Source organism: Streptomyces sp. HUAS MS02 (assembly GCF_055702265.1).
This window is the reverse complement of record NZ_CM146747.1, coordinates 7628123-7652370: the sequence shown is the minus strand read 5'-3', so window position 1 is coordinate 7652370 and position 24248 is coordinate 7628123. Positions and strand designations below refer to the sequence as shown.

26 protein-coding genes and 1 riboswitch are annotated in these 24248 nt (G+C 72.5%); of the genes, 14 read left to right on the top strand and 12 right to left on the bottom strand.

Going from position 1 to position 24248, the window contains the following annotated elements:
- Nucleotides 1-16 precede the first annotated feature (16 nt).
- Together ACZ9QC_RS32965 and ACZ9QC_RS32960 are read left to right on the top strand one after the other, a co-directional pair.
- Nucleotides 17-1819: a glycoside hydrolase family 15 protein gene (locus ACZ9QC_RS32965; protein WP_472916434.1), complete on the top strand. Its 1803-nt coding sequence runs from the start codon at nucleotides 17-19 to the stop codon at nucleotides 1817-1819.
- 5 nt (nucleotides 1820-1824) lie between these two features.
- Nucleotides 1825-2580: an SDR family oxidoreductase gene (locus ACZ9QC_RS32960; RefSeq protein ID WP_472916433.1), complete on the top strand. Its 756-nt coding sequence runs from the start codon at nucleotides 1825-1827 to the stop codon at nucleotides 2578-2580.
- A gap of 36 nt (nucleotides 2581-2616) precedes the next feature.
- On the opposite strand, the gene amaP is transcribed toward ACZ9QC_RS32960, so the two are convergent.
- From amaP to ACZ9QC_RS32935, 5 genes are all read right to left on the bottom strand, one after another.
- Nucleotides 2617-3195, bottom strand: a complete 579-nt coding sequence (amaP, locus tag ACZ9QC_RS32955; RefSeq protein ID WP_472916432.1) for an alkaline shock response membrane anchor protein AmaP — start codon at nucleotides 3193-3195, stop codon at nucleotides 2617-2619.
- A gap of 6 nt (nucleotides 3196-3201) precedes the next feature.
- Complete coding sequence (locus ACZ9QC_RS32950; RefSeq protein WP_472916431.1) at nucleotides 3202-3987, bottom strand: DUF6286 domain-containing protein; 786 nt, start codon at nucleotides 3985-3987, stop codon at nucleotides 3202-3204.
- A complete protein-coding gene (locus ACZ9QC_RS32945) occupies nucleotides 3984-4367 on the bottom strand; it encodes an Asp23/Gls24 family envelope stress response protein (protein ID WP_472916430.1) in 384 nt (127 codons plus the stop codon). The genes ACZ9QC_RS32950 and ACZ9QC_RS32945 overlap by 4 nt, the downstream gene beginning before the upstream one ends.
- Complete coding sequence (locus ACZ9QC_RS32940) at nucleotides 4364-4549, bottom strand: hypothetical protein (RefSeq protein WP_472916429.1); 186 nt, start codon at nucleotides 4547-4549, stop codon at nucleotides 4364-4366. The genes ACZ9QC_RS32945 and ACZ9QC_RS32940 overlap by 4 nt, the downstream gene beginning before the upstream one ends.
- A 74-nt stretch (nucleotides 4550-4623) precedes the next feature.
- Nucleotides 4624-5109: an Asp23/Gls24 family envelope stress response protein gene (locus tag ACZ9QC_RS32935; RefSeq protein WP_472916428.1), complete on the bottom strand. Its 486-nt coding sequence runs from the start codon at nucleotides 5107-5109 to the stop codon at nucleotides 4624-4626.
- An 86-nt stretch (nucleotides 5110-5195) separates the two neighbouring features.
- On the opposite strand from ACZ9QC_RS32935, the gene ACZ9QC_RS32930 reads away from it, so the two are divergent.
- Entirely contained in the window at nucleotides 5196-6014 is an 819-nt protein-coding gene (locus tag ACZ9QC_RS32930) for a nucleopolyhedrovirus P10 family protein (protein WP_472916427.1), read from the top strand.
- A gap of 170 nt (nucleotides 6015-6184) precedes the next feature.
- On the opposite strand, the gene ACZ9QC_RS32925 is transcribed toward ACZ9QC_RS32930, so the two are convergent.
- The 3 genes from ACZ9QC_RS32925 to abc-f form a co-directional block, all read right to left on the bottom strand.
- Entirely contained in the window at nucleotides 6185-6976 is a 792-nt protein-coding gene (locus tag ACZ9QC_RS32925) for an enoyl-CoA hydratase/isomerase family protein (protein WP_472916426.1), read from the bottom strand.
- A gap of 125 nt (nucleotides 6977-7101) precedes the next feature.
- Complete coding sequence (locus ACZ9QC_RS32920) at nucleotides 7102-7323, bottom strand: helix-turn-helix domain-containing protein (RefSeq protein ID WP_006123601.1); 222 nt, start codon at nucleotides 7321-7323, stop codon at nucleotides 7102-7104.
- Nucleotides 7324-7659: 336 nt separating this feature from the next.
- Nucleotides 7660-9258, bottom strand: a complete 1599-nt coding sequence (gene abc-f / locus ACZ9QC_RS32915; RefSeq protein WP_184895717.1) for a ribosomal protection-like ABC-F family protein — start codon at nucleotides 9256-9258, stop codon at nucleotides 7660-7662.
- Between the two features lie 254 nt (nucleotides 9259-9512).
- On the opposite strand from abc-f, the gene ACZ9QC_RS32910 reads away from it, so the two are divergent.
- On the top strand, nucleotides 9513-9926 hold the full coding sequence (locus ACZ9QC_RS32910; RefSeq protein WP_472916425.1) for a VOC family protein: 414 nt from the start codon (nucleotides 9513-9515) through the stop codon (nucleotides 9924-9926).
- A 22-nt stretch (nucleotides 9927-9948) separates the two neighbouring features.
- On the opposite strand, the gene ACZ9QC_RS32905 is transcribed toward ACZ9QC_RS32910, so the two are convergent.
- The 3 genes from ACZ9QC_RS32905 to ACZ9QC_RS32895 all read right to left on the bottom strand — a co-directional run bounded on the left by ACZ9QC_RS32905 (nucleotide 9949) and on the right by ACZ9QC_RS32895 (nucleotide 13698).
- Complete coding sequence (locus ACZ9QC_RS32905) at nucleotides 9949-11346, bottom strand: hypothetical protein (protein ID WP_472916424.1); 1398 nt, start codon at nucleotides 11344-11346, stop codon at nucleotides 9949-9951.
- 216 nt (nucleotides 11347-11562) lie between these two features.
- Entirely contained in the window at nucleotides 11563-12690 is a 1128-nt protein-coding gene (locus tag ACZ9QC_RS32900) for an alpha/beta hydrolase family protein (RefSeq protein WP_472916423.1), read from the bottom strand.
- Nucleotides 12691-12948: 258 nt separating this feature from the next.
- Complete coding sequence (locus ACZ9QC_RS32895) at nucleotides 12949-13698, bottom strand: class II aldolase/adducin family protein (RefSeq protein WP_472916422.1); 750 nt, start codon at nucleotides 13696-13698, stop codon at nucleotides 12949-12951.
- A 208-nt stretch (nucleotides 13699-13906) separates the two neighbouring features.
- Here ACZ9QC_RS32895 and ACZ9QC_RS32890 point away from each other — a divergent pair, with 208 nt between their 5' ends.
- The 5 genes from ACZ9QC_RS32890 to ACZ9QC_RS32870 all read left to right on the top strand — a co-directional run bounded on the left by ACZ9QC_RS32890 (nucleotide 13907) and on the right by ACZ9QC_RS32870 (nucleotide 18007).
- Nucleotides 13907-14656 (top strand): lysozyme, encoded by a 750-nt coding sequence (locus ACZ9QC_RS32890; RefSeq protein ID WP_472916421.1) that lies wholly within the window; start codon nucleotides 13907-13909, stop codon nucleotides 14654-14656.
- 190 nt (nucleotides 14657-14846) lie between these two features.
- Nucleotides 14847-16103 (top strand): inorganic phosphate transporter, encoded by a 1257-nt coding sequence (locus tag ACZ9QC_RS32885; protein WP_472916420.1) that lies wholly within the window; start codon nucleotides 14847-14849, stop codon nucleotides 16101-16103.
- 31 nt (nucleotides 16104-16134) lie between these two features.
- Complete coding sequence (locus ACZ9QC_RS32880; RefSeq protein WP_472916419.1) at nucleotides 16135-16356, top strand: hypothetical protein; 222 nt, start codon at nucleotides 16135-16137, stop codon at nucleotides 16354-16356.
- A 245-nt stretch (nucleotides 16357-16601) separates the two neighbouring features.
- Nucleotides 16602-17459, top strand: a complete 858-nt coding sequence (locus ACZ9QC_RS32875; protein ID WP_472916418.1) for a helix-turn-helix domain-containing protein — start codon at nucleotides 16602-16604, stop codon at nucleotides 17457-17459.
- Nucleotides 17460-17500: 41 nt separating this feature from the next.
- Nucleotides 17501-18007: a hypothetical protein gene (locus ACZ9QC_RS32870; RefSeq protein WP_472916417.1), complete on the top strand. Its 507-nt coding sequence runs from the start codon at nucleotides 17501-17503 to the stop codon at nucleotides 18005-18007.
- Nucleotides 18008-18278: 271 nt separating this feature from the next.
- Here ACZ9QC_RS32870 and ACZ9QC_RS32865 read toward each other — a convergent pair whose 3' ends face one another.
- Nucleotides 18279-18401, bottom strand: coding sequence for a DUF397 domain-containing protein (locus ACZ9QC_RS32865; protein ID WP_472921879.1), 123 nt, complete (start codon nucleotides 18399-18401; stop codon nucleotides 18279-18281).
- Here ACZ9QC_RS32865 and ACZ9QC_RS32860 point away from each other — a divergent pair.
- The 5 genes from ACZ9QC_RS32860 to cobO all read left to right on the top strand — a co-directional run bounded on the left by ACZ9QC_RS32860 (nucleotide 18346) and on the right by cobO (nucleotide 24245).
- Nucleotides 18346-18567 (top strand): hypothetical protein, encoded by a 222-nt coding sequence (locus ACZ9QC_RS32860; protein WP_472921994.1) that lies wholly within the window; start codon nucleotides 18346-18348, stop codon nucleotides 18565-18567. The two genes, ACZ9QC_RS32865 and ACZ9QC_RS32860, sit on opposite strands and share 56 nt — an antisense overlap.
- 105 nt (nucleotides 18568-18672) lie before the next feature.
- Nucleotides 18673-18815, top strand: a riboswitch (cobalamin riboswitch).
- A gap of 107 nt (nucleotides 18816-18922) precedes the next feature.
- Nucleotides 18923-19864 carry a cobalamin biosynthesis protein gene (locus ACZ9QC_RS32855; RefSeq protein ID WP_472916416.1) on the top strand — a complete coding sequence of 314 codons (942 nt, stop codon included), beginning with the start codon at nucleotides 18923-18925 and terminating at the stop codon, nucleotides 19862-19864.
- Nucleotides 19861-21387, top strand: coding sequence for a cobyric acid synthase (locus ACZ9QC_RS32850; protein WP_472916415.1), 1527 nt, complete (start codon nucleotides 19861-19863; stop codon nucleotides 21385-21387). The genes ACZ9QC_RS32855 and ACZ9QC_RS32850 overlap by 4 nt, the downstream gene beginning before the upstream one ends.
- Before the next feature lie 177 nt (nucleotides 21388-21564).
- Nucleotides 21565-23646 carry a putative cobaltochelatase gene (locus tag ACZ9QC_RS32845; RefSeq protein ID WP_472916414.1) on the top strand — a complete coding sequence of 694 codons (2082 nt, stop codon included), beginning with the start codon at nucleotides 21565-21567 and terminating at the stop codon, nucleotides 23644-23646.
- Nucleotides 23646-24245: a cob(I)yrinic acid a,c-diamide adenosyltransferase gene (gene cobO, locus ACZ9QC_RS32840; RefSeq protein ID WP_467340089.1), complete on the top strand. Its 600-nt coding sequence runs from the start codon at nucleotides 23646-23648 to the stop codon at nucleotides 24243-24245. Before ACZ9QC_RS32845 ends, cobO begins: the two co-directional genes overlap by 1 nt.
- The last annotated feature ends 3 nt before the right edge of the window (nucleotides 24246-24248 follow it).

Below are 24248 nucleotides of genomic sequence, written 5' to 3'. Positions count from 1 at the left end.
CGGGAACCCGCACCTCGTGCATCCCCACATCGAGGACTACGCCCTGATCGGCGATCACCAGACGGCCGCGCTGGTGAGTCGCCACGGTTCCATCGACTGGCTCTGCCTGCCGCGGTTCGACTCGGCCGCGTGCTTCGCCGCGCTGCTCGGTGACGAGGAGAACGGCCACTGGAGGATCGCGCCCGGCGAGGGCGGCGTCTGCACCCGGCGGTCGTACCGGCACGACTCGCTCGTGCTCGACACCGAGTGGGAGACGGACGAGGGCGCGGTACGCGTCACCGACCTGATGCCGCAACGCGACCGCGCCCCCGACGTCGTACGGATCGTGGAGGGCCTGTCCGGCCGGGTCACGATGCGCAGCACCCTGCGTCTGCGGTTCGACTACGGCTCGGCCGTTCCCTGGATGCGCCGGTCGGACGGTCACCGGGTGGCGGTCGCCGGCCCCGACTCGGTGTGGCTGCGCAGCGAACCCCGGGTGCGGTCGTGGAGCGAGGACCGGGCCACGTACGCGGAGTTCACGGTGGAGCCGGGCGAGCGGGTCGCGTTCGTGCTGACCTGGCACCCCTCGCACGAGCCCCGCCCCCGCCGGGTCGACCCGTACGAGGCGCTGCGGTCCAGCCTGCACGACTGGCGGGCGTGGGCGGCGCGCTGCCGGTACGACGGCCCGCACCGGGACACCGTGGTCCGCTCGCTGATCACCCTCAAGGCCCTCACCTACGCCCCGACCGGTGGCATCGTCGCGGCGGCCACCACCTCCCTGCCCGAGGAGATCGGCGGCGTCCGCAACTGGGACTACCGGCACTGCTGGCTGCGCGACTCCACGCTCACCCTCGGCGCGCTGCTGTCCTGCGGCTACCACGAGGAGGCCGAGGCCTGGCGCGACTGGCTGCTCCGCGCGGTCGCGGGCGACCCGGCCGACCTGCAGATCATGTACGGCCTCGCCGGTGAGCGCCGGATCCCCGAGTACGAACTGCCGTGGCTGTCCGGCTACGAGGACTCGCGCCCGGTCCGGATCGGCAACGACGCCGTACGGCAGTTGCAGCTGGACGTGTACGGCGAGGTCATCGACTCCCTGTTCGTGTCCCGGCGTTCGGGCCTCCCGGACAAGCCCGACATGTGGCGGATGCAGTGCGCGCTGATGGAGTACCTGCGGACGGCCTGGCGGAAGCCGGACGAGGGGCTGTGGGAGGTGCGCGGGCCGCGCCGTCACTTCACGCACTCCAAGGTGATGTGCTGGGTAGCCGCCGACCGGGCCGTGCGCACCCTGGAGGACGACCCGACCCTGGACGGCGGGGACCTCGAAGGCTGGCGGGCGCTGCGCGACGAGATCCACCGCGAGGTCTGCGAACGCGGCTACGACGCCGACCGGGGCACGTTCACCCAGTCCTACGGCTCCCGCGAACTGGACGCCGCGCTGCTGCTCATCCCCCTCATGGGCTTCCTGCCGCCGGACGATCCCCGGGTCGTCGGCACGGTCGACACGATCCGCGAGGAGCTGTGCCACGAGGGATTCGTCCGCCGTTACAGCGCCGACCCCCTGACGGCGGCGACGGGCTCCGTCGACGGGTTGCCGGGCGGCGAGGCCACGTTCCTCGTCTGCTCGTTCTGGCTGGCGGACGCCCTGCATCTGACCGGCCGCACGCGGGAGGCGCAGGACCTGTTCGAGCGGCTGGTGGGACTGGCCAACGACGTGGGCCTGCTCGCGGAGGAGTACGACCCCGTCGCGGGCCGTCAGCTGGGGAACTTCCCGCAGGCGTTCAGCCACGTCGGACTCGTCGGCACCGCCCTCGCCCTCTACGACGGGAAGAAGGCAGGATAGGGGCCATGGATCTTGGGCTGAAGGACCGTGTCTACATCGTCACCGGTGCGACCCGCGGACTGGGCAACGCGGTCGCGCGGGAACTCGTCGCCGACGGCGCGAAGGTGGTCGTCACGGGCCGCGAGGAGGAGAAGGTGGGTGCGGCGGCCGCCGCGCTCGGGGCGAACGCGGTGGGGGTGGCCGCGGACAACGCGGACCCCGAGACCGCGGGGCGGCTGATCGCCGCCGCCCGTGAGCACTTCGGGCGCTTCGACGGCATCCTGGTCAGCGTGGGCGGACCGGCGCCGGGGTTCGTCGCCGACAACACCGACGAGCAGTGGACCGCCGCGTTCGAATCGGTGTTCCTGGGGGCGGTGCGCCTGGCGCGAGCCGCGGCCGAGGAGTTGGGCGAGGGCGGCGTCATCGGCTTCGTGCTGTCCGGGTCCGTGCACGAGCCGATCCCCGGCCTGACCATCTCGAACGGGCTGCGGCCGGGGCTCGCCGGGTTCGCCAAGTCGCTGTCCGACGAGCTGGGGCCGCGCGGTGTCCGCGTGGTCGGCCTGCTCCCGGCCCGTATCGACACGGACCGGGTGCGCGAGCTGGACGGCATGTCGGCCGATCCGGAGGCGACGCGGGCGGCGCACGAGTCGCGGATCCCGCTGCGGCGGTACGGGCGCCCGGAGGAGTTCGGGCGCGCGGGGGCCTTCCTGCTCTCTCCCGCCGCTTCCTATCTGACGGGCATCATGCTGCCGGTCGACGGCGGGATGCGGCACGGATTCTGAACCGCGGCCGGGGCGGGCCGGCCGACCGGCCGACCCTCAACTCACCCTCTCCGCACGGTGTTTGGCTCCTTGCAGCCGGACCTCCGCCGGCAGCGCGGCCAGTCCCGCCGACTCCCTGGCGTGGTCCAGTGCCTCCGTCGTCAGCGTGTGGAGGGCGTCCCCCGGGTTCACATGGGGCTGGAGGAGGAGGCGGACCCGGGCCTCGGGCGCGTTGCGGCGGCCGGTCAGCCGGGCGTGGGCGCGTTCGACGCCGTCCGAGTCGGCAGCCTCGGCGGTGAGAACGTTCTCCAGCGCGCGCCCTCGCAGCAGTGCGCCCTCGCCGTCGCCCGTGTCGACGAGCACCTCGGCGAGACGGTGGCGGCGCAGCAGGGCCGTCAGCCACCACAGGGCGAGCAGGACGAGGACGGCGAGCACCGCGATCACGGTGGGCCACCACCAGCCGGAGTCGCGCCAGCGCGTCCGGTCGGCGTCGCTGAGCAGCACGTCCCCGCGGCCGTCGTACGGCCACCAGGAGGGCGGGTGCACGCCGAGCCCGACCGTGAGGACGGCGCCGCCGACCACGACCAGCACGAGCCCGACGAGTCCGAGCAGTACCCGGTTGACGATCCTCAGCATCGCGCGTCACCCCTTCCGGCCGGGGCGGCGGACATGCACCGAGAGCGCCGGTGGCCGGGACAGGCCCAGCCCCCGGATGCCGTCGGCGAGCGTGACGTCCAGGTCGGCCCGTACGTCGTCGAGTTCCCGGAAGTGGGACACCGCGCGGACGTCGACCCGCTTGCGCCCGGCCCGGACCCGTACGGACTGCACGCCGGACACCTCCATGGCCCGGTCGCGCAGGGCCAGCGCGGCGGCGCCCCGGTGCAGCCCGGCCCGTACGTGGGGGTGGACGCGGCGCATCGGCAGGATGTCACGCAGCCCGGGGGTGGTGGCCAGGACCAGCAGCCAGAGACCGAGGAGCACGGCGAGCGCGGCGCCCGCGAGCACCCAGGTGTCGTCGAGGGGCCGCTCGGCGAGTTCCCGGGCGAGCGAGCGGCGCCACGCCATGGCGGGCCGGTCGGCACGGACGGCGACGACGTCGTACAGGAGGAGGCCCGCGCCCGCGAGGAGCAGTACCGCGAGGACGCCCGCGGGGACTCTGCGCGCGGACCAGAAGCGCCGCTCGCCGCCGTTCTCGCCCTTCTCGCCGTCCGGTGCGGGCGGCGGGTGGTAGGCGGAGGCGGACGCGGACTGGTCCGGATCGCGGCCGGCCGCCTTGTCGCCGACGGTCGCGTCGACCGGGTCGCCGCCCCGCTCCTCGGGCCGCTGCTCGGCGGTCCTCTCGGCGGCCTTCTCCGTGGCCTCTTCTGCGGCCTTCTCGATGACGGGTAGTCGTCGCGTCGTGCCTTCGGTGCGCTGGGGTTCGCTCATCGCGTCCTCCCCTGTGCCACGTCGTGTGCGTGTGCCAGGTGCAGCCGTTCCACCTGGACGGCCACCTCCGTCACGCGCATTCCCGCCAACGTCCCTACCCGCTCGACGACATGGCGACGCACCGCAGCGCACTGGCCACCGATGTCCGAGGGGTAGGGAAGCCCGAGCGTGACGCGGACGCGCGCGGTCTCGTGATGGACCACGACGGTGGCGTTCGGGGGCGCGGAGGCGGGCGCCGGCGCCTCCAGTGCCTCGCGCGCCGCCTGGGCGGCGATCTTCGCGACCACCCGGTCGGCGATCCGGGTCGCCCCGCGTCCACCGGGCGCGACGGTGCCCGTCTCCCGCGTCTTGGGGGGATGCCCGCCGTCCACCGGGTTCATCGGCGTCGGTCGTCACGCGGGCGGAAGAAGTCGCCCAGGTCCAGGTCCCCCTCCAGGAACCGGCCTACGACGAAGCCGACGGCACCCAGCGCGGCCACCAGCAGGAAGGCCCCGAATCCGCCGAAGTATCCGGCGAAGCCCAGCGCCATCCCGGCGACCATGCAGATCACGGCCAAGCTCATGCTGCGCTCCTAGCGACTCGGAGACTCCTGTCATGGAAGGACGGGGTTCGCGACCCCTTGGCGGTGGAGACGGCTCACTGCAGCCGGGACTCCGGCTCCTCGTCCTCCTCGTCCGGCAGCTTCACATCGCTGACGGCGATGTTGACCTCGACCACCTCCAGGCCGGTCATCCGCTCGACGGCCGCGATGACGTTCTCGCGCACATCACGGGCCACATCAGTGATGGACACCCCGTAGTCGACGACGATCTCCAGGTCGAGCGCGGTCTGCACCTCGCCGACCTCGACCTTCACACCCCGGGTCACGGACTTGGCCCCGCCGGGGACCCGGTCGCGCATGGCGCCGAAGGTCCGGGACAGTCCGCTGCCCATGGCGTGGACGCCCACCACCTCCCGCGCGGCCATACCGGCGATCTTCTCCACGACGCCGTCGGCGATGGTGGTGCGCCCCCGTTCCGCCGGATCACCGCCGCCGCGCCGGGTAGCCCTGCGTCCGACCTGCGTCGGCTCCTTGGTGGTGTCGGGCCCTTCCGTCCGGTTCCGCTCCGTCATGTCAGTCATGCCGTCAGTCCCTTCCGGTCGTCCCCCTCAAGCCACAGTAAGCGCGGTTGCGGCACCGCGCGCCGGGGATGCGGCAGGCTGGAGGAATGACGGCTGACGGATGGACGAAGGCGGTGCGCCGACAGCTCGGGCTCGGCCGTGTACTCCCCCTGGGCGGCCCGCACGACGGCGCGTGGATCACGGAGAGCGCTGCGGGGACGGCCCTGCGCCGCGCGACCGCGTCCCTGCGCGGGCTGACGCTCGGCGGACTCCGGATCTCTCCCGTCGGCGCCGGTGAGGAGAGGGGTGAGGACGCGGCAGGCTCCGGGCACGAGACAGCGGTGCCCCCGCCCCCGAGTGCCCTGCCGCCCGGTCCGCTCCGGGTCACGGCCGACCTCGCGGCCTCGGCGGGCCCGGCCGCCGAGCCCCTCCCGGCCACGGCGGCCCGGCTGCGGACGGCCCTGTTCACGGCTGCCGGGGAACGCCTCGGGCTGGCGGTGGCCGAGGTTGATCTCCGGGTGACGCATCTGGTGGAGGATGACGCGGGGGCGTCCCCGCCGGAGGCAGACGCGACGCCGTCCGGCCCGGCGCCCGGACCACCGCCCGCCGCCGCGGTGGCGCCGACGGGCGACGACGAGGAGTCCCGGGTGGCCGCGGCGGCGCTGGCCGTCCCGGGCGTCGCGCGTCTGACCGCCGGCCTCGGGGGTGCCGGTGTCCCGGATGGCCTCGGCGGTATCGGCGGTCTCGGTCGTGCGGTCGACATCGCCGCCGGGCCGGCCCTCCCCCGCCGCCATGTCCGCGTGGAACTGGCGGTGACGGGGGAACGCCGTGCCCTGGACGTGGCCCGCGAGGTACGGGCGGCGGTGAGCGACGCGCTGCCGGACCACCCGTCGGTGGCGGTCCTCATCACGGCCGTCGACGCCTGATCCCGCGTACCGCGCCCGATCCCGCATCCCGCGCCTGATCCCGCGTACCGCGTCGGACGGTCGGCGCGTGATCTCGCGTCGGACGGTCGGAGCATGATCTCGCATCGGGCGATCGGCGCGTGCTCCCGAAGCGTGGCGGTCGGCCCCTGAGTCCCAGGGGACCCGACCGTCTACTCCCCGATGCCCGCGAGGTCCCGCAGGCGTCGGGCCTGGGCCGCCCGCTCCGCCGCCCGCTGCTCGTCGTAGTCGCGGCCCTGGGCACCGCGCAGCAGCGCCTTGGTCTCGACGACCGCGTCCCGGGGCGCGGTCACCAGCGCACCGGCGAGGTCGCGCACCGCGTCGTCGAGCTGGTCGGCGGGCACCGCGAGATTCGCGAGGCCGATCCGCTGGGCCTCGTCCGCCTGGACGAACCGTCCGGTGAGACAGATCTCCAGCGCGCGGGCGTACCCGACGAGGCTCACCAGGGGGTGCGTCCCGGTGAGGTCGGGCACGAGTCCCAGGCTGGTTTCGAGCATGGCGAACTGCACGTCGTCGGCGACGACGCGCAGGTCACAGGCGAGGGCAAGCTGGAAGCCCGCTCCGACGGCGTGTCCCTGCACGGCGGCGACGGACACGATGTCGTTGCGCCGCCACCAGGTGAACGCCTCCTGGTACTCGGCGATGGTCGCGTCGAGCCCGGCGTCGTCACGACGCGCGAGCTCGATGAACGACGGCTCCCCTTCGATGCCTTCGGGCGTGAACATCTGCCGGTTGAGTCCGGCGGAGAACGATTTGCCCTCGGCACGCAGCACGACCACGCGGACGGAGCCCGGCACCGACCGCCCGGCCTCGGTGAGCGCCCGCCACAGAGCAGGGCTCTGCGCGTTGCGCTTGTCCGGATTGGTCAGCGTCACCGTGGCGATGGCGTCGTCGACGGTGAGCCGTACGCCGTCCTTGTCGAGCAGCGGTTCGAGCGAAGCCATGGGGCGCCTCCGATGAGTGCGGTCAGCAGAGCGATGGAACATCACTAAGTGACTGCACAGTAACCACCCGGTCGATCAGCCGACCGACCGGGTGGCCACCATCGAAGCCGATGGGCCGCCCGGCGTCAGGCCGACGCGGCCTTCTTGCCCCGCGTCGCGCCGCCACGCCCTCGGAGCGTGACGCCCGACTCGCTGAGCATCCGGTGTACGAAGCCATACGAGCGGCCGGTTTCCTCGGCCAGCGCCCGAATGCTCGCACCGGAGTCGTACTTCTTCTTCAGGTCTGCCGCGAGCTTGTCGCGCGCGGCGCCGGTAACCCGGCTGCCCTTCTTCAGAGTCTCGGCCACCCGGTCCTCCTCATGGGAAGTGCGCTCTGGTCTCCTCATGATCACCCCTCCGGGGCGGGTTGGCCACCCATTCGGCAAGGTCCGTGCGACAAGGTTTTGACGACAGGAGCGCGTCCCCACGATCGGAACCTGTGATTCCGCCCGGCCGTGTCCGTACGGCCGAACGGGTTGTTCCGTGAAGCCCCAGGTCAGAGACGCACGACGGCCGAGCCCTTCGCGCAGAAGGACTCGGCCGTGAAATCGATGTAGGACACACCTCGGTACGAGGAGATCTCACACAGATGATGGATCACCGATGGGCCGAATGATCCAGCGGCAGTTGATCAACGTATTCGATCAAGCGAGCGCGACGAGATCCGCGTAGTCCGCGCCCCACAGATCCTCGACACCGTCCGGCAGCAGGATGATCCGCTCCGGCTGGAGCGCCTCGACCGCGCCCTCGTCGTGGGTGACGAGGACGACCGCGCCCTTGTAGGTGCGCAGGGCGCCGAGGATCTCCTCGCGGCTGGCGGGGTCGAGGTTGTTCGTCGGCTCGTCGAGCAGAAGGACGTTCGCGGAGGACACCACCAGGGTGGCGAGCGCGAGACGGGTCTTCTCGCCGCCGGAGAGGACCCCGGCCGGCTTGTCGACGTCGTCGCCGGAGAACAGGAACGAGCCGAGCGTCTTGCGGATCTCGACCAGGTCCAGGTCGGGCGAGGCGGAGCGCATGTTCTCCAGGACCGTGCGCTCGGGGTCGAGGGTCTCGTGCTCCTGCGCGTAGTAGCCGAGCTTGAGGCCGTGGCCCTCGATCACCTGGCCGGTGTCGGGCTTCTCGACGCCGCCGAGGAGGCGGAGGAGGGTGGTCTTGCCCGCGCCGTTGAGGCCGAGGATGACGACCCGGGAGCCCTTGTCGATGGCCAGGTCGACGTCGGTGAAGATCTCCAGCGAGCCGTAGGACTTCGACAGGCCCTCGGCGGTGAGCGGGGTCTTGCCGCAGGGCGCGGGCTCGGGGAAGCGCAGCTTGGCGACCTTGTCGGAGACCCGGACGGCGTCCAGGCCGGCCAGCAGCCGGTCGGCGCGCTTGGCCATGTTCTGCGCGGCGACGGTCTTGGTGGCCTTGGCGCGCATCTTGTCCGCCTGCGAGTGCAGGGCGGCGGCCTTCTTCTCGGCGTTCTGCCGCTCGCGCTTGCGGCGCTTCTCGTCGGCCTCGCGCTGCTGCTGGTAGAGCTTCCAGCCCATGTTGTAGACGTCGATCTCGGCGCGGTTGGCGTCCAGGTAGAACACCTTGTTGACGACCGTCTCGACCAGGTCGACGTCGTGGGAGATCACGATGAAGCCGCCGCGGTAGGTCTTGAGGTAGTCGCGCAGCCAGACGATCGAGTCGGCGTCGAGGTGGTTGGTCGGCTCGTCCAGGAGCAGGGTGTCGGCGTCGGAGAACAGGATCCGGGCCAGCTCGATACGGCGGCGCTGACCACCGGAGAGGGTGTGCAGCGGCTGGCCGAGCACCCGGTCGGGCAGGTTCAGCGCGGCGGCGATGGTGGCGGCCTCGGCCTCGGCGGCGTACCCGCCCTTGGTGAGGAACTCCGTCTCCTGGCGCTCGTACTGCTTGAGCGCCTTCTCCCGGGTCGCGCCCTGGCCGTTCGCGATCCTCTGCTCGTTGTCGCGCATCTTGCGGATCAGTACGTCGAGGCCGCGCGCGGAGAGGATGCGGTCACGGGCGAGGACGTCGAGGTCGCCGGTGCGGGGGTCCTGCGGGAGATAGCCGACCTCGCCGGAGCGGGTGATGGTGCCGCCGGCCGGGATGCCCTCGCCGGCCAGGCACTTGGTGAGGGTGGTCTTGCCGGCGCCGTTGCGGCCGACCAGGCCGATGCGGTCGCCCTTGGCGATACGGAAGGTGGCGGACTCGATCAGAACGCGTGCACCGGCGCGCAGCTCGACGGCGGAGGCGGAGATCACGGACAGACTCCAGGGCGGATTGGGTGGCGGGTGTGGACGGCTGAGGACGTTCCCGCCGTCTAATGCGCGAGGAGAATGGCCATGGGCCGATTCTAACTGGGGGCAGCAAGCGGTTTTCCGCCCGTGCGACAAGGGATCACGTGGTCTCGGTCACCGGACCCGCCTCCGCGTCCGCTCGGCGGGGCATTGTCAGTGGCGGGTGCAAAGCTGGGCAGTGAGTCGTTTTCCGGACGACAGAAGAGGATGTGATCGGTATGACGAGCAGGGGCGACGAACTCCCGAGCATCTATCCGACGCTGCTCTACGCGGACGCCCGGGCCGCCATCAGGCAGCTCACGGAGGCGCTGGGCTTCACCGAGCTCTCGGTGTACGAGGGCGAGGACGGCATCGTGCGGCACGCCGAACTCACCCAGGGCAACGGCGCGGTGATGATCGGTTCCAAGGGCAGCGGCAGCGTCTTCGACGGCGCGATGAAGGGCGCGGGGCCCACCGGCGTGTACGTCGTCGTGGACGACGTGGACGCCCACCACCGGCGGGCCGTGGAGCACGGCGTGGAGATCCTGATGCCCCCGACGGACCAGGACTACGGCTCGCGGGACTACATGGCCCGGGACGCCGAGGGCAATGTGTGGAGCTTCGGCACGTACGCCCCCGAGACCGGCGGCTGACGCCCTCCCGCCCCCTTCCGGGTCAACCGCCCCCGGTGTGCACCTGGAAGGCGGCCCGGCGCACGGCCTTGGCGAGGGCCGGGTCGGGGTGGGCCGCGGCGAGGGCCACCAGGACCTGGACGGTGCGGGGGTGGCCGACCGCGCGGACCTCGTCGAGCAGCGCGGGGACCGTGGGCTGCACGGCGGACTCCAGATGCCGTACGAGCAGGGGGGCCTCACCGTGGTCGGCGACGGCGGCGGCCGTGTCGACCCAGAGCCAGGTGGACTCCTCCCGGGTGAGGACCTCGTGCGCGTCCTCGGGGTCGGCGCCGTCGTGCTCGGCGAGCCACAGCAGGGCGTAGGGGCGCAGCGGGGTCTCGTCGGCGACGGTGCGGACGTCGGGTTCCGCAGGGGCGCCGACGACCCGCAGGGCCTCGAAGGCGAGGCCCCGGATGAGGGCGTCCTCGCCCCGGGCGGCGTCGATGAGTTCGGTGACGGCGCCGCCGACGGGGCGGGCGGCGAGCCAGGCGCGGTATTCGGCGCGGGCCGCGTTCGGGCGGAGCTGGGCGCAGCCTCTGAGCATGTCCTCGGCGGAGACCTCGATGTTCCCGGCGGGGCTCTGCGCGGCGACACAGATCTGTTCGAGCTTGACCCAGACCGCCCAGCTGCCGAGCGGGGTGAGGGTGGCCTGGCCGTCGCCGTAGGTGAGGGCGCCGACGGAGGCGAGGGCGCGCAGCGACCAGTCGAGGAGCGGGGCGAGGGGCGTGTCCTCGGCGGCGGGTTCCGCCCCGGGCTCGGGCTGCGGTCCGTAGGGGACCTCGCAGCGCTCGGTGCGCAGTTCGGTGACCCGCTGTTCCAGGAGGTCGAGGAGCTGCTCCACGGGGACGGGCCCTGCGGAGAGCTGGAGGAACGAGAGGACCTGGGGCATGGCCGAGACGACCTCGGCGACCGCCGCCGGCTCCCGGTCCTCGGGCTCCGGATAGGCGATGGACCAGGCGTCGAAGAACGCGACCCAGCCGCGCAGTACGGCGCTGTCGTCGCGGTTCCAGGCACGCAGGCGCCAGCCGGGGCGCGCGCTGTCGCCGTGCACCTCGACGAGCCCGGCCAGGCGTGCCGTGTCCCAGTCGTGGCGGACCTGATCCGGGGTCAGCCCCAGGTCGGCGGCGGCCCGTTCGGCGGTCGCGGCGGAGAGGGTGCCCTTGCCGTCGGGGCTCGCGCCCTCACGGCCGGGGCGCAGGGCGGCATCGGCCCAGCGGGCGACGCGGGCCGCGTCCGCCAGGACGGCGCGGGCCATGCGGGCGAGTTCCACGGGCGGCGGTGTGCCCTCCGGGGGCCGGGGAGCCGGTCGGCGGCGCTGGGTCACTGCTGCTCGGGGAGCGGCGGCCAGGGTTCGCGGGCTGACGAGTCGGAGCCTGGAGTCGCGCGGATTACGGGACGTCACGGGGGCAGTCTTCCGGTTGACGGTCCGAAAACCCAAACGGAATGTCACAGCGGGCGACAGGGGTGGCCAACGCACGGGTTCTCCCAGGGGTCCGCACCGAGGCGGATCGCCTTGATGCAACGCTAAACGGAATGTGGCGTACCTCTCCCTGACGGTCCGGCCGCGGCCTTTCCCCCGGTCCCGCGCCGACCGTGCCGTGGGCTTACCTCAGTGGACCTACATCAGTGGGGTGAGGAAGCGGCGCAGGGCCTCTTCGTAGGCCTGGGGGTCGGCGTTCCACATGGCGCCGTGCGGGGCGTGGCGGACCGTGCGGAGGCTGACCCGGTCGGGGCGGCGGGCGGCGAGGCGCCGGGAGGGGTCCCAGGGGGCGACGGTGTCGTCGGGGCCGTGGAAGAGCAGGGTCGGGGTCCTGAGCCCCGAGATGTCGGAGCACTGGTCGCCGGATGCGGCGCGCAGTCCGGTGCGGCCCTGGGCGGCGCGGACCGCGAGGGGCAGCAGGGCACCGGGGGTGCGCCGGGCGGCCGCGAGGGCGCGGAGGGTGGCGGTCCAGTCGAGCACCGGTGAGTCGAGGACGAGTCCGGTGACGCGGTCGCGCAGGGCGGAGCGGGTGGCGGCGTGCAGGGCCATGGTGGCGCCGGTGGACCAGCCGAGCAGCACGACCCGTTCGGCACCGAACCGGACGGCGTGGCGCAGGGCGGCGTCCACGTCCCGCCACTCGGTCTCGCCGAGGTGGTTCAGGCCGTCCGGGGAGCGGGGGGCACCCGGGTCGCCGCGGTAGGCGAGGGTGAGCACCGGGAAGCGGTGGCGGTGCAGGAACTCCAGGAGGTTCAGGGGGTGTTCGCGGGTGGTGCCCAGGCCGTGCACGGCGATCACCCAGATGTCCCGGTGCGCGGGTGTGAACCAGGCGGGCAGGGTGCCGAGTTCGCCGGGGATCTCGACGTCGTCGTGGTCGAGGCCGAGCGCGGTGCGCGGGTCGCCGCGGTGGAGGGCGGGGGTGAGCCACACCTTGTCGCCGGGTTCCAGGGTGCCGTGGGTGACGCGCTCCAGGCGGCGTACGACCGTGTCGGGGGCGTGCGGGGCGCCGTCCAGGACGGCGCCGACGACCGCGTGAGAGTCGCCGCCGGTGAGGCCGTAGGTGCCGGGGCGCTGGGAGGCGAACGCGCGGGTCAGGGTGATGCGGCCGGCGGCGGTGGAGTGCACCGTCAGCCGGGGTTCCGTGGGCAGCGGTTCGCCCGGCGGCGCCTTCAGCGCGACGTCGCTCGCCAGCCGGCCCGCTGCGACACTGGCCGCACCGGCCGCGAACGCGACCCCGACCGCGGCGACCGCCGCTTTGACTGCACCCACACCTCCAGTGTCCTGGCCGACCCCGCCCCCGGCCAGTGGGCACCGACACCGGAGTGACCGGGGTGGCGGGTGCGCGGACCTGAGGCGCGAGTGCGCCCGCGGGGGCCGACGGCCGTCGAGAGGGCAGAACGAGCCGGGCCGACCACGACCGCGTGGCGGCCGCCGCCGGTCCGCGCATCGTCGAACTGGTTCACGTCGAACTGGTCCACAGGGGTCGTTGGCTGCGACCGAGATCGGACCTGGGCGGCCGGAGGGCCGTCAGGTGCTGGAGGTCTCGTTCGGCTGGCCGTAGTCGTGGAGGCGGGCGGCGGCTGTCGTCAGTTGGGCGGGGGTCAGGAGGTGCGGGGTGCGGCCCGGGACGGAGGACGCCGTCAGCCAGACTCTGGACATCCATTCGAGCTGGGCCGTGCGGTCGTAGGCCTCGGCGAGCGTGTGGCCGTAGGTGATCGTGCCGTGGTTCTGGAGGAGACAGCCGGTGCGCCCTGTCAATGCGCGGAGCATGTTCTCGGCCAACTCCGGGGTGCCGTAGGTCGCGTAGGGGGCGACCCGGACCGGTCCGCCGAGGGCGGCGGACATGTAGTGGATCAGCGGCAGCTCGCTCACGAGGGTGGAGACGGCCGTCGCGTGGACCGCGTGGGTGTGGACGACGGCCCGCGCGTCGGTGGTGTTGTGGATCGCCAGGTGCATGGGGAGCTCGCTCGTCGGGCGGAGCGTACCGAGGACCTGTCGGCCGGAGAGGTCCACGCCCGTCACGTCGTCCGGCGTCAGACGGTCGTACGGCACTCCCGTCGGGGTGACCAGGACGGTGTCCCCGACCCGCACGGACACGTTCCCGGAGGTGCCCACGACCAGCCCGTCGGCCACCGTCCGGCGGGCCGTCCCGACGAGGTCGTCCCAGGCGCGCGCCACGTCGTCCGGCACTCCGCCCCGCCGCACCTCCCGCGCGCCCCGTGGACCCTCGACCGCATCGCCCCGCTCGCCGCGGGCGTTCCCCTGCTGCTCGACCATGCCGCGATCCTGCCAGGCGGCCGGCGACGGCCGGTCCCGGCCCGGCGGAGGGCCAGGCCTGTGTACGCAGCGGTACGCGGTCCGGCAACGGGTCCATATGCGCATAGTTCACGTGGAGTTGGTGATTGGCCGATGATCGACCGGGATCCAGTGATCTTCCAGTAATCTCCGGGTGTTTTGTCGCACAAACGCCATTCCGGGGGGAAGTATGGCCACCGATCCCAAGTCGTCCCGTCTCCGCAACCGCGTGTTCGCCGTCTCCGTCGCGGCCCTGACCCTGGGGGGAACCGCGCTCGTCGAGCCGCCCGCCTCGGCCGCAGCCAAGCCCAGGGGGCACGACGTCTCCTCGCACCAGAAGAAGGTGGACTGGTCGAGCGCGAAGTCGAAGGGCGCCCGGTTCGTCTACGTCAAGGCGACCGAGTCCACCACCTACCGCAACCCGTACTTCGCCCAGCAGTACAACGGCTCGCGCGAGGCGGGCCTGATCCGCGGCGCGTACCACTTCGCCCTGCCCCACCAGTCGTCCGGGAAGACCCAGGCCCGCTACTTCGTGGGCAACGGGGGCGGCTGGCGCGCGGACGGCTGGACGCTGCCGCCGGCGCTCGACATCGAATACAACCCGTACGACCGGAAGAGGAAGTGCTACGGACTGAGCGACGACGCGATGGTCGGCTGGATCCGGTCGTTCAGCGACGAGGTGAAGCGCCTCACGGGCCGCCGTCCGGTGATCTACACGACCACCCACTGGTGGAAGACCTGCACCGGCAACAGCCCGGCGTTCGGCGGGAATCACGCGCTGTGGCTGGCCCGGTACGACTCCGCCGGGGCGGGGGAACTGCCCGCGGGGTGGAAGTTCTGGACGATCTGGCAGTACGACAACGGCAGCGGGAGCCTGCCGGGTGACCAGAATCTCTTCAACGGGTCCACGAACCGGCTGAAGGAGTTCGCCCGGGGGTAGCGGACCCCGGTGTTCCGCCTCCGTTCGAAGGCCGCACCGCCACTCCGCGCAGCCCCGGCCTCCCGCCGGCCGCCAAGCGGAGTGGCGACACCTCGTTCATTACACCCGCACGCCTGCCTCAGTTCATCTTCCGTTCACCCAGGTTGCCTACGGTCGACATGCCACTGACGTCCGAAAGAAGCCCGGGTAAATGGAAAACTTCTCGCTGATCCTCGCGATCGTGGTCATCACCGCGCTCGCGTTCGATTTTACGAACGGTTTCCACGACACCGCCAACGCGATGGCCACCACCATCTCGACCGGCGCCATGAAGCCCAAGGTCGCGGTGGCCATGTCCGCCGTGCTCAACCTTGTCGGCGCGTTCCTGTCCATCGAGGTCGCCAATACCATCTCCAAGGGACTCGTCGACGAGTCCGGGATCCAGCCAGAGGTCATATTCGCGGCGCTCGTCGGCGCCATCCTCTGGAACCTGCTGACCTGGCTGGTCGGGCTCCCGTCCAGTTCCTCGCACGCCCTGATGGGCGGTCTCGTCGGCGCCACCATCGCCTCGGTCGGCCTCGGGGGTGTGCACGGCGACGTGCTCGTCACCAAGGTGCTGATCCCCGCCGTCGCGGCCCCGCTGGTCGCCGGCATCGCGGCGATGCTGGCCACCCGGCTGACGTACAAGCTCGGACAGCACACGAGCGAGAAGGCCTCCGGCAAGGGTTACCGCGCCGGTCAGATCGCCTCCGCGGGCCTGGTCTCCCTGGCCCACGGCACGAACGACGCCCAGAAGACGATGGGCATCATCACCCTCGCCCTGGTGGCCGGCGGCGCCCTCGCGCCCGACTCCGACCCGCCGGTGTGGGTCATCGTCTCCGCCGGTGTCGCCATCGCGCTCGGTACCTACCTCGGCGGCTGGCGCATCATCCGCACGATGGGCAAGGGCCTCACCGACCTCCAGCCGCAGCAGGGCTTCGCCGCCCAGACCAGCGCGGCCACGGTCATCCTGGCCTCCTCGCACCTCGGCTTCTCGCTCTCCACGACGCACTCGGTCTCCGGTGCGGTGATGGGCGCGGGTCTCGGCCGCAAGGGCGGCGTGGTCCGCTGGTCCACCGCCACCCGGATGTTCGTGGCCTGGGGTCTGACCCTGCCGGCCGCCGCGCTGGTCGCCGCGCTCGCCGAGTGGGTGACGTCCTTCGGCAGCTGGGGCACGGCCGTCGTCGCGGTCTTCCTCATCGCCTCCAGCGCCGCGATCTGGGTGATCTCCCGCCGCGAGGTCGTCGACCACACCAACGTGAACGACACCGAGGAGCCGCCCGGTGTGGTGACCACGGCGATGGCCGCCGTGACACCGCCGCCCCTCGGCACCGTGACCGAGCACCTCACGGCGACCGTCCCCGCGCCCGCGGTCGCCGCCGAGACCACGGCCCCGGCGAACTCGTCCACGCCGACGCCCGCCGTCTGAGCCCCGCGACCTCCTGAGGAAGAACACCACCATGCACATCGACTGGGCAGCCCTCGGCTCCGTCTTCGGAGTCAGCCTCGTGGTCACCGTGGCCCTCGTCGGCCTCTTCACCCTGGGAATCGTCGGCCTCTCCAAGCGGGAGGCGGCGTCAACCCGGGGCGACTCGGTGGCGCTCGCGACCACTGGGGCGTACGTGTGCTTCGCGCTGTGCGCGGCGGCAGTGGCGTACGGAATTTCCCTGATCATGACCTGAGACCGGAAATCCCAGGGTCCCCTAGGGCCGACACCGACAACTTCAGATTCAACCCCCGTGGGCGTCTTGTGACGCTTACGGGGGTTTTCTCTGCATTCGGAGCAGCAGAACGACCCTGCCGGAAAGCCACATGTCATACTGACGACGGCTGGTGGCACCCGCTCAACTGCCCTACTCTGATGGGGTAGTTGCTGTTCGACGGTGGCCGCCTGACGAGTCAACGACGACATGTGGCAGGGAGCACCATGGCCAGGGACATCGATCCGAGCCTGAATCGACGCAGGCTGCGAATCGAGCTGCGGAAGGCCCGCGAGCGGGCCGGACTGACCCAGCAGGATGCCGCGAATGGCCTGGAATGGTCACTCTCCAAACTCATCCGGATCGAGAACGGCATCGTCAGCGTCAGCGTCACGGATCTGCGGGCCCTGCTGCAGCAGTACGGCGTCTCGGAGCCGGCTCTGGTCACCGAGCTCGAGGACGCCGCCCGGGGCTCCAAGGGGCCGTCCTGGTGGGCTCCGTACAGCGAGGTCGTGTCCACCCAGTACGCCCGATACCTCGGCTACGAGGGGGCCGCCAACAGCATCCGGATGTACAACCCCATCCTGCTGCCCGGCCTGCTGCAGATCGAGGACTACGCGGCCGCGGTGATCTCCACCGGCGACCCGGGCCCGACCCTACGGCGGCAGATCGAGCTGCGGGCGACCCGCCAGGAGCGCTACTTCGACGGCGACGGGGGGCCGCACGTGGACGTGGTCCTCGACGAGGCGTCCATTCGGCGCGTCATCGGCGGCCCATCGGTGCACCGCCGCCAGCTGGAACACCTGAAGACCCTGACGGAACACCCCCGGGTGAACCTGCAGGTGCTGCCCTTCTCGGCGGGGGCGCACTTCAGCATCACCGCCACGTTCATCCTGCTCGGCTTCAAGGACGACGACGACCTGCTGTACCTGGAGAGTCCGCAGGGCGGGCTCACCAGCCGCGAGGACCTCGACCTCACGGCCCGCTACCAGGAGTGCTTCGAGGAAATCAGCACCATCGCCTATCACGGTGACCGGATGATCGAGCTGATCGACACGGTCAAGGAGAGTCTGGACAATAGCTGATCCCGGGGCGGCACGGCCCGGGCGGATTCGGGGGAGGGCCGATGGCGGTCTTCGAGATACGAGAGTGGTGGCGCCGGCTCCGCACGGCCCGCGCCGTTCCGGCGGGCGAGGCCTCCCGAGTCCCTCCCGAGTCCATGGAAGAGGAAGAACCGCTTCCCGTCGACGACTGCACCCTCAAGGCGTACGCCATGCAGCGGTCCGACTGGGCGGACTCACTGATCCGGGTGGAGAACGCCCGGGTGGACGGGGAGATACGTCTGCTGTCGACCAGGCTCCTGCTGGGCACGGCATGCGGCAGCATCCTGCTGTTCAGCATCGCCGCGGCGGCACGCGTCGCCCCCGGTGTGTCCTTCGCGGCCGCGACACCGCTCGCCACGGTCGTGATCGGCGCGCTCGGGGCCGCCCTGGTCACCGCGCTCGGCGCGGGGCTGGGCAGCGCGCTGCGTCACCGCTCCGGGGGCGCACCGGGCGCTCCGGTCAGTGGCGCTGCGACCTCCGGGGCTGAGCCGACGCCAGGGCCCGGTTCAGAACCCGGACCCGCTCCGTGACCGGGGTGATCCCCCACCACAGACCGGCGCCGCCGGCGATGAGCACGGTCACCGCCAACCAGACCAGTCCGCGGGCCTCACCGGCGGGTACCAGCAGCGCGGCGACGGCACCGGCCCCGACGGCCAGGACACCCATCACCGAGCAGTAGAGCGCCAACGGCGCGGCGGCCGCGACACGTGTTCCCCTCGTGCTTGGTTTTCCCGTGCGCGCCGAGGAAGAGCCTTTCGACCGGTTTCCCATGTGCGTACCTCCCGTCCCCCGGGCGGATCGTCACGAGCCGCCCGCTCCCGGGTCCACAAGCCCCGCCAGAAAACCACACCACGCCGCGTAGCGGAAGGTGAGCACAGCGTCTTGGTTCGACTTCGAGTCACGGATCATCACCCGCGTGTCCAAGACGGCCAACTCGACGCACTCCCCGCCCTGGTTGCCGGAATGGCTGCTCCTGATCCACACCGGTCCGGGCGACTCCCTGCCGATCACACCGACCTCCTCCCAGCCCACGAGTCAGCGCACCGACACGGCGTCCACCCTGTCGTTCCCTCAAGTGTTCCCAGCTTGAGCGCCGGGGAAGAGCACGGAAAGAGCCGATTCGGGCGAGTGACGCGATTTCAGCGGTGTGGGGCTCGGCACACCGTTGCTTCGCAGGTCAACAGCAAGTTGACGGGTCTTCCGGGAGCGTGGTGGACTGCCGGGGCCATCTACGACGGCAGGAGAGGAAGCCGGTGCGAGTCCGGCGCGGTCCCGCCACTGTCACCGGGGAAGAACCTCCCGGGAGCCAGGAACTCTCGCCGTCGGTCTCGTCGAACCAGGGCGTGGACACCCTGAGTGAGGACACAACGCCATGTGCGCCATGCGCGGCTGCCGTTCGGGGCTCGACGCCCGCCCCCTGCCCGACCCCGTGAACGGCTGAACCCGTGCGTGCCGATCGCGTGTTCGCGTACGGCGCCACCGCCGGAGTCCTCGGTGACCTGCTGCTCGGTGATCCTCGCCGGGGGCATCCGGTCGCCGCGTTCGGGCGGGCCGCCGGCGCCGTGGAGCGGGTGCTGTGGCGGGACCACCGGGGGTGGGGCGCGCTGCACACCGCCGTGTGCGCGGGCGGCGCCGTGGCGCTCGGGGCCGTCGCCTCGTCCGCCGTACGGCAGTCGCGTACCGCCTCCGTCGCGTTGACCGCCGCCGCCACCTGGGCCGTCGTCGGGGGGACTTCGCTCGGGCGGGAGGCCCGGGCGATCGGGCGGTCCCTGGAGGCGGGGGACGTCGACGGCGCGCGGGACCGCCTGCCGCATCTGTGCGGACGGGATCCCCAGGCGCTCGACGCGGACGGGATCGCGCGGGCGGTCGTGGAGTCCGTCGCCGAGAACACGTCGGACGCCGTGGTGGGGGCGCTCGTGTGGGGAGCCGTGGCGGGTGTGCCCGGGCTGCTGGGGTTCCGGGCCGTCAACACGCTGGACGCCATGGTCGGCCACCGGTCGGAGCGGTACCGGCGGTTCGGATGGGCCTCCGCGCGGCTGGACGACGTGGTGGGGTGGCCGGGAGCACGGCTGACGGCGATGCTGGCCGCGGCCTCCGGCGGGAATGCCCGGGGGGCCGTACGGGCCTGGCGCGCCGACGCGCACAGACATCCGAGCCCCAACGCGGGGCCCGTGGAGGCGTCGTTCGCGGGGGCGCTCGGAGTACGGATGGGGGGCACGTTGTCGTACGGGGGGCGGGTCGAGCATCGGCCTGTGCTCAATGGGGAGGGACGCGCCGTCGACGTGGGCGACATCGAGCGGGCCGTGCGGTTGTCCCGGCGGGTCGGATGGCTGGCGCTCGGGATCGGTGCGGGTGTGTCGCTGCTGCGGTCGAGGAGTCAGGGATGAGTGGCGGGCTGTTGGTCGCCGGGACCACCTCCGACGCCGGGAAGAGCGTGGTCACCGCCGGGATCTGCCGGTGGCTGGTGCGCCGGGGCGTCAAGGTCGCGCCGTTCAAGGCGCAGAACATGTCGCTCAACTCCTTCGTGACGAAGGAGGGAGCCGAGATCGGGCGGGCGCAGGCCATGCAGGCCCAGGCCTGCCGGGTGGAGCCCACCGCGCTCATGAACCCCGTGCTGCTCAAGCCCGGGGGCGAGCGCAGCAGTCAAGTGGTGCTGCTGGGGAAGCCCGTGGGCGAGATGAGTGCGCGCGGCTATCACGGCGGGCGGCAACAGCGGCTGCTCGGGACCGTGTTGGACTGTCTCACCGAGCTGCGGGGCACGTATGACGCGGTGATCTGCGAGGGGGCCGGCTCTCCGGCCGAGATCAATCTGCGGCGGACCGACATCGTCAACATGGGGATCGCCCGGAACGCCGGGCTGCCCGTGCTCGTGGTCGGCGACATCGACCGCGGTGGGGTGTTCGCGTCGTTCTTCGGGACGGTCGCGCTGCTCTCCCCCGAGGACCAGGCCCTCGTCGCCGGGTTCCTCGTCAACAAGTTCCGGGGCGACGTCTCCCTGTTGGAGCCGGGGCTGGACATGCTGCACGGGCTCACCGGGCGGCGGACGTACGGGGTGCTGCCGTTCCGGCACGGGCTCGGCATCGACGAGGAGGACGGGCTGCGGGTCTCGCTGCGGGGGACGGTGCGGGAGTCGAACGTCGCGCCGCCCGTCGGGGAGGACGTGCTGCGGGTCGCCGTGTGCGCGGTGCCGTTGATGTCCAACTTCACCGATGTGGACGCGCTCGCCGCCGAACCCGGTGTGGTCGTGCGGTTCGTGGACCGGGCCGAGGAACTGGCCGACGCCGATCTCGTCGTCGTCCCGGGGACCCGGGGCACGGTCCGGGCGCTGGAGTGGCTGCGGGAACGGGGACTCGCCGAGGCGCTGCTGCGCCGGGCCGCCGAGGGGCGGCCGGTCCTCGGCATCTGCGGGGGCTTCCAGGTCCTCGGGGAGCACATCGAGGACGACGTCGAGAGCCGCCGGGGGCATGTCCCGGCGCTCGGGGTGCTTCCCGTCCGGGTGCGGTTCGCCCCGGAGAAGACGCTCACCCGGCCCGTCGGGGAGGCCCTCGGGGAGCGGGTCGAGGGGTACGAGATCCATCACGGGGTCGCCGAGGTGCTGGGCGGCGAGCCGTTCCTGGACGGGTGCCGGGTCGGGCAGACCTGGGGCACGCACTGGCACGGGTCGCTGGAGTCGGACGGGTTCCGGCGGGCCTTCCTGCGCGAGGTGGCCGCCGCCTCGGGGCGCCGGTTCGTACCGGCCCCGGACACCTCGTTCGCCGCGCTGCGCGAGGAGCAGCTCGACCGGCTCGGCGACCTGATCGAGGAGCACGCGGACACGGACGCGCTGTGGCGGCTCATCGAGTCGGGTGCGCCCAGCGGGCTGCCGTTCGTTCCGCCGGGGGCGCCGGGGGTGCCGGGGGTGCCGGGATGAGGGCGCCGCCGTCTCCGGCTGTCCCCGCAGGGGCGGGGAGACACCAGAACGCCGCCCATGCGCGGGCTCATCGCCGGGCCATCCCCGCTCAGGCGGGGAGCACAGCACCAGGTTGACCGCGCACGAGCCGTCGAGCCGCCCGCATCTCACCCATTCACCCGTAGGAGGGCCCACCGCGTGAGCACGCACTTCCCCTTCACCGCCGTCGTCGGGCAGGGCGACCTGCAACTCGCCCTGCTCCTCAATGCGATCAGCCCGCGCATCGGCGGTGTGCTCGTGCGCGGTGAGAAGGGCACCGCCAAGAGCACCGCCGTGCGGGCGCTCGCGGCGCTGCTGCCGGAGGTGGAGGTCGTCGTCGGCTGCCGGTTCTCCTGCGACCCCGTGAAGCCGGACCCGGCCTGTCCGGACGGGCCGCACGAGCCGGCGTTCGAGACCCGGCCCTCCCGCATGGTCGAGCTGCCCGTCGGCGCCTCCGAGGACCGGCTCGTCGGCGCCCTCGACATCGAACGGGCGCTCTCCGAGGGCGTGAAGGCGTTCGAGCCCGGGCTGCTCGCGGACGCGCACCGGGGCATCCTCTACGTCGACGAGGTGAACCTGCTCCACGACCACCTCGTCGACCTGCTGCTCGACGCGGCCGCGATGGGTGCCTCGTACGTGGAGCGCGAGGGCGTCTCCGTACGGCATGCCGCGCGGTTCCTGCTGGTCGGGACGATGAACCCCGAGGAGGGCGAGCTGCGGCCGCAGTTGCTCGACCGGTTCGGGCTGACCGTGGAGGTCGCGGCCTCGCGGGAGCCGGACCAGCGGGTGGAGGTCGTCCGGCGGCGGCTCGCCTACGACGACGATCCGGCCGGTTTCGCGGCCCGTTGGGCGGACGAGGAGGCCGACGTACGGCAACGGATCGTCGCGGCACGGGAGTTGCTGCCGTCGGTGGTGCTGGGCGACGGGGCGCTGCTGCAGATCGCGGCGACCTGCGCGGCCTTCGAGGTGGACGGGATGCGGGCCGACATCGTGATGGCCCGGACGGCGACCGCGCTGGCCGCGTGGGCCGGGCGGACCGAGGTGCTCGCGGAGGACGTGCGCCGGGCGGCGCTGCTCGCGCTGCCGCACCGGCGCCGCCGGAACCCGTTCGACGCGCCGGGGCTCGACGAGGACAAGCTCGACGAGACGCTGGAGGAGTTCGCGGAGCCGCCGCAGAACTCGCACGATCCGAGCGACTCGACCGACCCGAGCGACCACGACCACTCCGGCGACCCTGACGACTCGCCGGACGAGGATCCCGACCCCGGGCCGGACGGGCCCGGTGGCGGCGGACGACCGCCCGCTCCGGAGTCCGACGGGCCGCAGGGCGGCGAGGGTGGCACGCCGCCCGAGTCCGGCGAGGGCGTGCCGGCGCAGGCTCCGGCCGCCGGGGAGCAGTCCGCCGTACGGGCCGCCGAGCCGTTCCGTACGAAGGTGCTCAGTGTGCCGGGGCTCGGGGAGGGTGCCGCCGGGCGGCGTTCGCGCGCGCGGACCGAGCACGGGCGCACGACCGGGGCGCGCAGGCCCCGTGGCACGTTGACCAAGCTGCATCTGGCGGCGACCGTGCAGGCCGCCGCCCCGCATCAGCGGACCCGGGGGCGGTCCGGACCGGGGCTGGTGGTACGCCGGGACGATCTGCGGCAGGCGACCCGGGAGGGGCGCGAGGGCAATCTCGTGCTGTTCGTGGTCGACGCCTCCGGATCGATGGCGGCCCGGCAGCGGATGGGCGCCGTCAAGGGCGCGGTGCTGTCGCTGCTGCTCGACGCCTACCAGCGGCGGGACAAGGTGGGCCTGGTGACGTTCCGTGGGTCGGCCGCCGAGGTGGCGTTGCCGCCGACCTCGTCGGTGGACGCGGCGGCGGCCCGGCTGGAGTCGCTGCCGACGGGCGGGCGGACGCCGCTGGCGGCCGGGCTGCTCAAGGCGCACGACGTGCTGCGGGTCGAGCGGCTGCGGGACCCCGCGCGCCGGCCGCTGCTCGTGGTGGTCACCGACGGCCGGGCGACCGGCGGGCCGGAGCCCGTCGCGCTCGCCGGGCGGGCGGCACGGCTGTTCGCGGCCGAGGGCCTCGCGTCCGTGGTCGTGGACTGCGAGTCGGGCCACGTCCGGCTGGGGCTCGCCGGGCGGCTGGCGGGTGAACTGGGCGGTACGGCGGTGACGTTGGACGAGCTGCGGGCGGACTCCATCGCCGGGCTGGTACGGGATGTGCAGGGATCGCAGGGGACTTCGAGGAGGGCCGCGTAATGCCGCAGGGACAGCCGAGTGTCGTACCGGACGACGGGCTGACGACGCGTCAGCGCCGCAACCGTCCGCTGGTGTTCGTGCACACGGGGATCGGCAAGGGCAAGTCGACCGCCGCGTTCGGGCTCGCGCTGCGGGCCTGGAACCAGGGGTGGCCGATCGGGGTGTTCCAGTTCGTCAAGTCGGCGAAGTGGAAGGTCGGCGAGGAGAACGCGCTGCGGGTGCTCGGGGCGTCCGGTGAGGGCGGGTCCGTCGACTGGCACAAGATGGGCGAGGGCTGGTCGTGGGTCCAGCGCGACGGTCAGATGGACAACGAGGAGAAGGCCCGGGAGGGCTGGGAGCAGGTCAAGCGGGACCTGGCGGCCGAGACGTACAAGCTGTATGTGCTCGACGAGTTCGCGTACCCGCTGCACTGGGGGTGGATCGACACCGACGAGGTGATCGACGTGCTGCGCAACCGTCCCGGCACCCAGCATGTGGTGATCACGGGGCGGAACGCGCCCGAGAAGCTCGTCGACTTCGCGGACCTCGTGACCGACATGTCGAAGGTCAAGCACCCCATGGACGCGGGCCAGAAGGGCCAGCGGGGCATCGAGTGGTGACGA

Bases quoted from the DNA above. Each gene is read 5' to 3' on its own strand.
- ACZ9QC_RS32895 (WP_472916422.1), bottom strand. From the start codon at position 13,698: ATGGTCGAGCAGCAGGGGAACGCCCGCGGCGAGCGGGGCGATGCGGTC.
- ACZ9QC_RS32950 (WP_472916431.1), bottom strand. From the start codon at position 3,987: ATGAGCGAACCCCAGCGCACCGAAGGCACGACGCGACGACTACCCGTC.
- cobO (WP_467340089.1), top strand. From the start codon at position 23,646: ATGCCGCAGGGACAGCCGAGTGTCGTACCGGACGACGGGCTGACGACG.
- ACZ9QC_RS32870 (WP_472916417.1), top strand. From the start codon at position 17,501: ATGGCGGTCTTCGAGATACGAGAGTGGTGGCGCCGGCTCCGCACGGCC.
- ACZ9QC_RS32940 (WP_472916429.1), bottom strand. From the start codon at position 4,549: ATGAGCTTGGCCGTGATCTGCATGGTCGCCGGGATGGCGCTGGGCTTC.
- ACZ9QC_RS32850 (WP_472916415.1), top strand. From the start codon at position 19,861: ATGAGTGGCGGGCTGTTGGTCGCCGGGACCACCTCCGACGCCGGGAAG.
- ACZ9QC_RS32880 (WP_472916419.1), top strand. From the start codon at position 16,135: ATGCACATCGACTGGGCAGCCCTCGGCTCCGTCTTCGGAGTCAGCCTC.
- ACZ9QC_RS32935 (WP_472916428.1), bottom strand. From the start codon at position 5,109: ATGACTGACATGACGGAGCGGAACCGGACGGAAGGGCCCGACACCACC.
- ACZ9QC_RS32910 (WP_472916425.1), top strand. From the start codon at position 9,513: ATGACGAGCAGGGGCGACGAACTCCCGAGCATCTATCCGACGCTGCTC.
- ACZ9QC_RS32875 (WP_472916418.1), top strand. From the start codon at position 16,602: ATGGCCAGGGACATCGATCCGAGCCTGAATCGACGCAGGCTGCGAATC.
- ACZ9QC_RS32890 (WP_472916421.1), top strand. From the start codon at position 13,907: ATGGCCACCGATCCCAAGTCGTCCCGTCTCCGCAACCGCGTGTTCGCC.
- ACZ9QC_RS32885 (WP_472916420.1), top strand. From the start codon at position 14,847: ATGGAAAACTTCTCGCTGATCCTCGCGATCGTGGTCATCACCGCGCTC.
- ACZ9QC_RS32925 (WP_472916426.1), bottom strand. From the start codon at position 6,976: ATGGCTTCGCTCGAACCGCTGCTCGACAAGGACGGCGTACGGCTCACC.
- ACZ9QC_RS32945 (WP_472916430.1), bottom strand. From the start codon at position 4,367: ATGAACCCGGTGGACGGCGGGCATCCCCCCAAGACGCGGGAGACGGGC.
- ACZ9QC_RS32960 (WP_472916433.1), top strand. From the start codon at position 1,825: ATGGATCTTGGGCTGAAGGACCGTGTCTACATCGTCACCGGTGCGACC.
- ACZ9QC_RS32930 (WP_472916427.1), top strand. From the start codon at position 5,196: ATGACGGCTGACGGATGGACGAAGGCGGTGCGCCGACAGCTCGGGCTC.
- amaP (WP_472916432.1), bottom strand. From the start codon at position 3,195: ATGCTGAGGATCGTCAACCGGGTACTGCTCGGACTCGTCGGGCTCGTG.